This window comes from Collinsella aerofaciens (assembly GCF_039758815.1).
Classification (GTDB): domain Bacteria; phylum Actinomycetota; class Coriobacteriia; order Coriobacteriales; family Coriobacteriaceae; genus Collinsella; species Collinsella aerofaciens_BP.
The window spans coordinates 19687-28573 of sequence record NZ_JBDMSK010000025.1; the positions used below are offsets into that span (position 1 = coordinate 19687).

The following is an 8887-nucleotide window of genomic DNA, read 5'->3' on the forward strand; positions in this document are numbered from 1 at the left end:
GGGTCCCGCCTACGGAATCGGAACGAAAGGTCACCGAAGCTTTCTGCCAGCATCGGCACCTTGTACGGAGCTAGCCTAGCACTGCTCGAGTGCCTGCTCAAGGTCGGCAATCAGATCGGCCGTGTCCTCGAGGCCGCACGACAGGCGCACCATGTCGGCGGAGATGCCACAGGCGATGAGCTCCTCATCGTTCATCTGGCGATGCGTGGCATTAGCGGGATGCAGGCAGCAAGTGCGGGCATCGGCCACGTGCGTGGCGATCTGGGCGAGCTTGAGGCTCTTCATAAAGGTCTCGGCCGCCGCGCGACCACCGTTAAAGCCAAAGCTCACAACGCCGCAGGTACCGTTGGGCATGTACTTCTGAGCCAGGTCATAGTACTTATCGCCCTCCAGGCCCGGATAGCTCACGAAGCGCACCTTGGGATGGCTCTGCAGGAACTTGGCAACGGCCAGGCCGTTCTCACAATGACGCGGCATGCGTACATGCAGGCTCTCGAGCGAGCTGTTCAGGAAGAAGGCCGCCTGCGGGTTCTGCATGGGGCCGAGGTCGCGCATGAGCTGCGCGGTGGCCTTGGTAATGAAGGCGCCCTCGCGACCGAACTTCTCGGCATAGGTCACGCCGTGATAGCTCTCGTCAGGCGTGGTGAGACCCGGGAACTTATCTGCATGGGCCATCCAGTCAAACTGGCCGTGATCGACGATCACGCCGCCCAGGTAGGCCGCATGGCCATCCATGTACTTAGTGGTGGAGTGCGTGACAATGTCGGCGCCCCACTCAAAGGGACGGCACATCACGGGCGTCGGGAAGGTGTTGTCGACCATCAGCGGCACGCCGTGGTCGTGCGCGGCCTTGGCAAAGCGCTCAATATCGAGCACGGCAAGGGCGGGGTTGGCGATGGTCTCGCCAAAGACGAGCTTGGTATTGGGCTCAAAGGCTGCCTCGAGCTCCTCGTCGGTGCAGTCGGGGGCAACGAAGGTACAGGTCAAACCCATGCGCTCCATAGTATGGGCGAGCAGGTTGTAGGTACCGCCGTAGATAGCAGAGCTCGCGACCACATGATCGCCGGCACCGGCCACGTTAAAAATCGCGAGGAAATTCGCAGCCATGCCCGAGCTCGTGAGCATCGCAGCGGTGCCGCCCTCCATCTCGCAGATCTTGGCGGCAACGAGATCGCACGTGGGGTTCTGCAGACGGCTGTAGAAGTAGCCCGACTCCTCTAGGTCAAACAGCTTGCCCATGTGCTCGGACGTGTCGTACTTCCACGTGGTGGACTGGTAGATGGGCACCTGGCGCGGCTCGGCATCTCCCGGGTGATAGCCGCCCTGAACACATGTGGTACCGATGGTCTGCTCGCTCATATCTAGCTCCCTAGCCTGGGTTACGTTTCATTCGGTTCACGATACCGCTACCCTGCACCCCTCTCAACCCATCCCCAAGGTAGGTTATAGGACAAATTGATCAGGGGTATTTATCTCAAGCCTTGGGCATTTGCTCGATAGATAAAAATGAGGCATACATGAAGCTCTCGATGATTACATACCCCGTCACGGGTACCATAGGCGGGTACACCGTAACCAAGGAGACAACGATGAAGCAAATCGATACGGCCCAGCTCGACATCACCGCCTGTCAGGCTCAAGCTGCCGAATACCACGCCCGTGGCTTTAACTGCGCCCAGGCCGTTGCCTGCACGCTCGCACCTGCCGTCGGGCTCGACCCCCAGACTGCCTTTACCCTCACCGAGGGCTTTGGCGCCGGCATGGGTGGCATGACCGAGACCTGCGGCGCCATCTCGGGCGCTGTTGCCATAATGGGCTTTGTAATGAGCGACGGCATGGAGAACCCCAAGACCAAAGGCCAGACCTACAAGCTGTCGCGCGAGATTGCCAAGCGATTTGGCGAGAAGAACACGACGACCGTCTGCGGCACGCTCAAGGGCATCGGATCGGATAAGGGTCCGCTCCGCAGCTGCCCCGGCTGCATCGACGATGCCATCGAGATCGCCTGCGATGTGCTAAAGCAGCTCGCCGAGTAAACGGCAGCAACATAAAACGACGGCCGGCGCGTTTGGGATCCATCCAAAAAAAACGCCGGCCGTCGCCGTTAGAACTCGGCAAATTTGGGAGCGCCGACCTCGATCTCTTCGCGCCCCGCCATAAGCTCGCGCATCTTGGCGCAAAATTGCTCCTGCTCCCCCGCTTTGAATACCAGGTGAAGTGTCACGGCATCCGCGTAATCGGTATCCGAAACCTTGGCACCCGAATCCTGCGCCAAACGAAGCACCTGCTCATACTGCGGATAGGCCACATGCACGTCAACAGGCACGACACTCGTCATCTCGACAATCTGCCCGGCCTCCCGAGCAGCTGCCACCGCCGCCTGCGTCGCCGCAGTATAGGCGCGCACCAAGCCACCAGGTCCCAACAGCGTGCCACCAAAATAGCGCGTCACCACGCAGCAAACATTTTTGAGCTCTGCGCCGCGCAACACCTCGAGCGTCGGCATACCGCTCGTGCGGCTCGGCTCACCATCATCGCCCTGGCGCTCGCGTCCATCGACTAAAATCCACGCGGGAACATTGTGTCGAGCGTCGTAATGACGCTTGCGAACCATCTCGATAAAGGCATTCGCCTCATCCTCGGACTCAATATGGACCAGCTGGGCAATAAACCGGCTCTTGCGGTCAACGAACTCGCCCGTAGCCTCAATATTCGATTGCAGAGTAAAATAGCTGTCCAACAAAGCCCCTCAACAAAATTAAGCGCAGCAACAAACAGCCTCAATAATACGGCAAAGACAGAACCGTTGCCCTTGCCGACAAGAACGGAAACGCCAATAATGCCGTCACCAACAGCGAGAACCCGTCAGCGCGAGCAAGGTGCCTTGAAAGACGAGGGCATTGACCTTATGGTCATGCCCGAAGGCTTGTAAGGCAGATTGCCGCGCTGACGGGTTCGCAGCGTCAACATAGTTGCCAAGTGGGCCTATAAGCCGGGTTCTGTCGTGAACGGTCATTTATCTTGTCTGCACGTTACCGTGCAGCTCCACGCACGCTACCCGAACGCGGACCGGGCCGGCCCATAGCGTTCCTATTCGCGCTTGCTCCGGATGGGGCTTGCCAAGCCGCCGTGTTGCCACGACGCTGGTGGTCTCTTACACCACCGTTTCAGCTTTTCCCTTTACGCCTTGCGGCGCAGGTGGGAGTCTTCTTTTCTGCGGCGCTTTCCGTCGGATCACTCCGCCCGGCCGTTAGCCGGCATCCCGCCCTCTGGAGCCCGGACTTTCCTCACGCGTACTGCAAGCAGCACATCGCGCGACCGTCTGGCCCACTCAGCAGTGCAAGAGTGTAACACACCGTTGCCGCAGGCAATGGCACAACGCAAACGCTCGACACGATAAACCAAGAACCGCCATGCGCTACAATGGTCCTGTCGATGGGCAACGTCGTCAGTCGAGACGCGACCGCGCTCCGCACCCCTCCGTCTACTCGGTGCGTTCCCGCCTCCTCCCCGAGGCGGGATGTCGGCGTTTTTTCATGCAGCGACAACCAAATAGCCTGTGGACAGCATGGGCAGCATCGTGCATCTCGGCACCAAATGCAAAAAGGGACCCGTCCATTACGGACGGATCCCTTAAAACAAGTGATCGTCAAACCGATTTACTCGGCGTCGGTCTCCTCGTCCTTCTTCTCGGAAGGAAGCGGGGTAACCTCGATCTCGACGCCCAGAGTCTCAGCAGCGGACTTCATGGACAGGGAGATACGACGACGGTCGAGGTCGATCTCCATGACCTTGACCTGAACCTTGTCGCCCACGTGGGTGACCTGAGAAGGCTGATCGACGTGCTTGTTGGCCATCTCGGAGATGTGCACCAAGCCCTCGATGCCCTCGCCAAGGTCGACGAAAGCGCCGAACGGGACAAGCTTGGTCACAGTGCCCTCGACGATAGCGCCGACGGGGTACTTCTTGACCAGTGCGCGCCACGGATCCTCGGTGGTCTGCTTGAGACCCAGGGAGATGCGCTCGCGGTTGAGATCGACGTCGAGAACCTCGACCTCGACCTCCTGGCCGACCTTGACAACCTCGGAAGGATGGTTGACGTGGTTCCAGGAGAGCTCGGAGATGTGGATGAGGCCGTCGATACCGCCGAGGTCGACGAAGGCGCCGAAGTCGACGATGGAGGAAACGGTGCCCTGGAGACGCATGCCAGACTTGAGCTTGGACAGGATCTCGGAGCGCTCGGCCTTACGGGACTCCTCGAGCACGACGCGACGGGAGAGGACGACGTTGTTGCGGTTGCGGTCCATCTCGATGACGCGAGCCTCGATGCGGGTGCCCATGTAGGAGGTGAGGTCCTTGACACGACGGAGGTCGACGAGGGAAGCGGGCAGGAAGCCACGCAGGCCGATGTCGAGGATCAGGCCGCCCTTGACAACCTCGATAACCTCGCCCTCGACGTTCTCGCCGGAGTTGAACTTCTCCTCGATGCGGTTCCAAGCACGCTCGTACTCGGCACGCTTCTTGGACAGGACCAGACGACCGTCCTTGTCCTCCTTCTGGAGAACCAGAGCCTCGATGGGATCACCGAGTGCAACGATGTCTGCAGGGTTAGCGTCCTTGCGGATGGACAGCTCGCGGACCGGGATAACGCCCTCGGACTTGAATCCGATGTCAACGAGCACCTCGTCATGCTCGATCTTAACGACAGTGCCGTTAACGAGATCGCCCTCATCAAAATCGGTAATCGTACCGTCGATGAGGTTGTTCATCTCCTCCTCATTGACATCGTCAAGAGAGAAAATGGACGAGTTCTGAATCTCACTCAAAGGTGGACCCCTTTCGAACTACGGGGCCCCGATTGCTAGGACCTACAGAAGGGTGCGACAAGCACACAACGTTTAGGAACACTCGGGAGCCGACAGATACTAATGTGACGCTTATGCAATCACGTTCGTATAGGTTACGGGGAAATGAGTTCGATTTCAAGCGTGAACTGCGATTTTTTACTCGTGTGGAGACTTTTTCGTAATCTTATGAACACACGTCTCCGCAACTTGACGATAACCAGCCAGGCATTCGGCTTTGGGGTAAAGTATCCGGAGCCAACGATTCTAGATCGATTTTTCGAGAAAGGTGCCCGCGTGCTCAAAGCAGTCGTTTTCGATATGGACGAAACGCTTCTTAGCATCAACCTCAACGCGTTCATCCTTCGCTATTTTAAGGATGTCTCTTCGATGCTCGCAGATATCGGGCGCCGCAGCCGCGGTGGCACGATGGCACGCCTCGGCACCATCCTGGTCGACCTCAACGCCAATCGCCGCAGCGGCACGGACAACCGCACCAATCTTGAGTTTTACCAAGAAGAGGTCGAGCGCCGATGCGGGATCTGCCTCTCCGATCCCCTCATCTACGAGGCGTTTACCTACTATGACCGCGAAGTTCTTCCGTACAAGAACGACGATGTCATTAACGCCCACGCTATGCCGGGCGCGCACGCCGCGCTCCAGGCCGTACAGGACGCTGGACTGCGTTGCGCGCTCTTTACCAACCCCAGCTTTCCCCAGGGGGCCATCGAGTGCCGCATGGGCTGGGGCGACCTGGCCGACGCCCCCTTTGAACTCGTGACGCACATGGGAAACACCACCCGCTGCAAGCCCGATGCTACCTACTATCTAGAGCAGCTTCAGGTGATGGGGCTCGAGCCACACGAGGTCCTTATGGTGGGCAACGATCCCAAACGCGACTTCCCGTCCCCCGATTGCGGCATCCAAACCGCCTTTGTGGGCCAAGGCAAGCCCAGCCGAGCCACCTGGCGCGGAACCATGGAAGACTTCGCCCGCGAGTTCAACGCCGTAGTAGAAGCCTTCTACGAGCACCAAATAGCCGACGAACTGTCCTAGCACACTTGGGTTTTGCCGATCATGATGTTGAGGATCTCGACGTCGGTGTCCTTCATACCCACACGGCCTACGTAGCCCATGCTAGCGATTGTCTGCTCAACGGTATCTTGGATCAGGCCCTCGCCGGCGCGGAAGCCGCGACCCTGCATGGCCATATCATGGCCCAGAATCGCCGCATCGACGGCAGCCGAGATCTTGGCGGCACAGCTCGCCTTGGCGCCGTCGCACACGATGCCGCCCACGTTACCGAGCGTATTCGAGACCGTCGCGCCAATCTGCTCGCGCGTGCCACCGCACAGCCAGGTAATCGCAGCGCCGGCGCCGCACGCGGCGCAAATAGCACCGCAAAACGCCGAGAGCGCACCAATATAGCTCTTGATATGCACGGCGATCAGATCGGACAGCATCACGGCGCGCACCAGGCGCTCGTGGTCGCAACGCAGGTACTCGGCATACTCCATGACGGGCAATGCGCAGGTAATGCCCTGATTGCCCGAGCCGCACACAATGGCGACCGGCAGCGCGCAGCCATTCATGCGGGCGTCGGACCCGGCGGCCGCACGGGCACGGGCACGGCAGGCGACGTCATCGGCACGAGCACCCAGCAGCGTACGACCCACCTCGGCGCCCCAAGCGTGCGCAAGGCCCTCGGCACTGATCGCGCCATTCAGCTCAATCTGACGCTCAACGGCAGCGCGGGCGTCCTCAATGTCGCCGTCCTCGATAAAGTCAATGATGGACTCAATCGACATGGGCGTGTCGGCCTTATCCGCCGCACGCTCGGCCACCACGCGCTCGGCGCAGGCGGCGCACTCCCCCGCCGACTTGCCGCATACCGGAATACCATCGAGCGTATGGCACGTGACATTGGTGTGATGGTCGGTAATCTCGACGATCGCGGTATGGCCCCCGGCCGTCGCAGTCACCTTGATGTAGAGGTTGGGCACACCCTCGACAAGCGACACATCGCAGTAGCCGGCGTCGGCGAGGAGCTCGGCCACGCGAGCACGGTCTTCGTCGTTAACGCTCTCGAGCACCTCGAGCGCGCTCTTGGCGTCGCCGCCCACGGCACCCAGCACGGCCGCGGCTTCAATACCGTGCATACCGCCCGAGTTGGGCACGGTCACGCTCTTAACGTTCTTGATGATGTTGCCCGAGCATGCAACATCCATATGATCGGGTTCGCAACCGAGCGTCTGACTCGCCAGCGCCGCTGCATAGGCAACGGCAATGGGCTCGGTGCAGCCGAGTGCACAGACAAGCTCGCGGTTCAAAACATCGCAAAACGCGGCATCACGGATGGAATCGGTAGGCATAGGTATCTCCTGCTTGCATAACGGGCTAGGCTCTCAAAAAATGTTAGCTCCTTTATTTGATAACAATGCATCAAAAACCGCAACCATGGTTCCGGCGGACGGCGCTCAAGCGCAAACTGACGACATTCATTCACGAGAAGCCAGTCTTGTTGCCTGCTAAAGCGTTTGACCAAAAAACGCTCGAGCGTTTACGCAAAAGTCGCGCTATCATGCAGTCGAACGCGGTAAACACCTTTAGCATTTGCGCCGCACAGACCAGAGAGGAACCATCCATGAAGATCGGTATCGGTAACGACCACGCCGCCGTCGAGCTCAAGAACATCATCTCCGAGCACCTGAAGGAGCGCGGCTGCGAGGTCGTGAACTTTGGCACCGACACCTCCGAGAGCTTTGACTACCCCATCGCCGGCTACAAGGTGGGTAAGGCCGTTGCCAACGGCGACGTCGACCTGGGCATCCTCATCTGTGGCACCGGTGTCGGGATTAGCCTGGCTGCCAACAAGGTCGAGGGCGTACGCGCCGTCGTGTGCTCCGAGCCCTTCAGCGCCAAGCTCTCCCGCATGCACAACAATACCAACGTGCTCGCCTTTGGCGCCCGCGTCGTGGGCTCCGAGCTCGCCAAGATGATTGTCGACGAGTGGCTCGACGCCGAGTTTGAGGGCGGTCGTCACGAGCGTCGCGTTAACCTCCTCAACGAGATTGACCACACGCGCGGTCTCAAGGTCGTCGACGAGGCCTAAACAACTCAGTGCCACAAGCTAACAGCAGGGGCCCGCTCGGAACTCATGACCGAACGGGCCCCTTCATAGATTTTGGAATAAAAGGGCGCCGCGGATGGAGTTCTGCGGCGCCCAAGCCACACGCTAACAGCTTTAAGGAGTCAAAGCTGGTTTAGCCAAAGAAGCGCTTGATCTCAATCTCGGCGTTCTCCAGGCAGTCGGAGCCGTGGATCACGTTGGCGTTGACATCGACGGCAAAGTCGCCGCGGATGGTACCAGGAGCGGCGTCAAGCGGATTAGTAGCGCCCATGAGGGTGCGCATCTTAGCAACAGCGGAGAGACCGGAAACGACCATCTTGACGACCGGACCGCTCGTCATAAAGTCGCAGAGACCGCCAAAGAAGGGCTTGTCGGCCAGATGGGCGTAGTGCTCCTCGACGGTAGCGCGCTCGAGCGTGGTCATCTCCATGCGCTCGATGACAAGGCCGCTGCGCTCGATGCGAGCAACAATCTCGCCGATCTTGCGGTCGCGCACGGCGTCGGGCTTAATCATGATGAAGGTCTTCTCGATAGCCATAAAAGTAGCCTTTCAAGTAGGTTCGCGCGTGCCCAAGTCCCATTCCGGCACCCGCCTGGACTGCATCGTAACAGAGTTTTAGCTGCAGTTAAACAAAAAGCTGTTTATTGAAACGTTGCAATTTATTGAAGCGTTCCATATGTGTCACTTCTGTTTCGAAGCTCGATTAGAGTACCATCCGACTGCCCATCAACCGCATCGAGCAGAGCAGACGGTCGGTTGCCGCCCGCGAACGTACCCCCTTCACAACCTGCCCAAAGGTCCTACAGAACTTCTCGACAAGCCCCTCCCCCATAGCAATCAAAACCACCCCTAAAAGGGGTGGTTTGCTCTTAGGGTATAACCCTTGGATTTCCGGCACGCGTCTAAAGGCGC

At 59.3% G+C, this 8887-nt stretch carries 8 protein-coding genes and 1 other RNA gene; 3 read left to right on the top strand and 6 right to left on the bottom strand.

What is annotated here, in order from left to right:
• Window positions 1–75 precede the first annotated feature (75 nt).
• Window positions 76–1359 (bottom strand): O-acetylhomoserine aminocarboxypropyltransferase/cysteine synthase family protein, encoded by a 1284-nt coding sequence (locus tag ABHT90_RS08835; RefSeq protein ID WP_117820360.1) that lies wholly within the window; start codon window positions 1357–1359, stop codon window positions 76–78.
• Between the two features lie 230 nt (window positions 1360–1589).
• Between ABHT90_RS08835 and ABHT90_RS08840 the strand changes: the two genes are divergently transcribed.
• Complete coding sequence (locus tag ABHT90_RS08840; RefSeq protein ID WP_229066760.1) at window positions 1590–2036, top strand: C-GCAxxG-C-C family protein; 447 nt, start codon at window positions 1590–1592, stop codon at window positions 2034–2036.
• 68 nt (window positions 2037–2104) lie between these two features.
• On the opposite strand, the gene ABHT90_RS08845 is transcribed toward ABHT90_RS08840, so the two are convergent.
• From ABHT90_RS08845 to rpsA, 3 genes are all read right to left on the bottom strand, one after another.
• Window positions 2105–2743 carry a YigZ family protein gene (locus ABHT90_RS08845; protein ID WP_346982249.1) on the bottom strand — a complete coding sequence of 213 codons (639 nt, stop codon included), beginning with the start codon at window positions 2741–2743 and terminating at the stop codon, window positions 2105–2107.
• A 229-nt stretch (window positions 2744–2972) separates the two neighbouring features.
• Window positions 2973–3334, bottom strand: an RNA gene (gene rnpB, locus ABHT90_RS08850) — RNase P RNA component class A.
• A 325-nt stretch (window positions 3335–3659) separates the two neighbouring features.
• On the bottom strand, window positions 3660–4826 hold the full coding sequence (gene rpsA / locus ABHT90_RS08855) for a 30S ribosomal protein S1 (RefSeq protein ID WP_022095232.1): 1167 nt from the start codon (window positions 4824–4826) through the stop codon (window positions 3660–3662).
• Window positions 4827–5141: 315 nt separating this feature from the next.
• Between rpsA and ABHT90_RS08860 the strand changes: the two genes are divergently transcribed.
• Window positions 5142–5900, top strand: a complete 759-nt coding sequence (locus tag ABHT90_RS08860; RefSeq protein WP_346982250.1) for an HAD family hydrolase — start codon at window positions 5142–5144, stop codon at window positions 5898–5900.
• Here ABHT90_RS08860 and ABHT90_RS08865 read toward each other — a convergent pair.
• Window positions 5897–7216, bottom strand: coding sequence for an L-cysteine desulfidase family protein (locus ABHT90_RS08865; RefSeq protein ID WP_346982251.1), 1320 nt, complete (start codon window positions 7214–7216; stop codon window positions 5897–5899). The genes ABHT90_RS08860 and ABHT90_RS08865 overlap by 4 nt on opposite strands.
• Window positions 7217–7488: 272 nt before the next feature.
• On the opposite strand from ABHT90_RS08865, the gene rpiB reads away from it, so the two are divergent.
• Window positions 7489–7956 (top strand): ribose 5-phosphate isomerase B, encoded by a 468-nt coding sequence (gene rpiB / locus ABHT90_RS08870; protein ID WP_006234151.1) that lies wholly within the window; start codon window positions 7489–7491, stop codon window positions 7954–7956.
• Between the two features lie 151 nt (window positions 7957–8107).
• On the opposite strand, the gene ndk is transcribed toward rpiB, so the two are convergent.
• Window positions 8108–8512 carry a nucleoside-diphosphate kinase gene (gene ndk, locus ABHT90_RS08875; protein ID WP_006234152.1) on the bottom strand — a complete coding sequence of 135 codons (405 nt, stop codon included), beginning with the start codon at window positions 8510–8512 and terminating at the stop codon, window positions 8108–8110.
• Window positions 8513–8887: the final 375 nt, after the last annotated feature.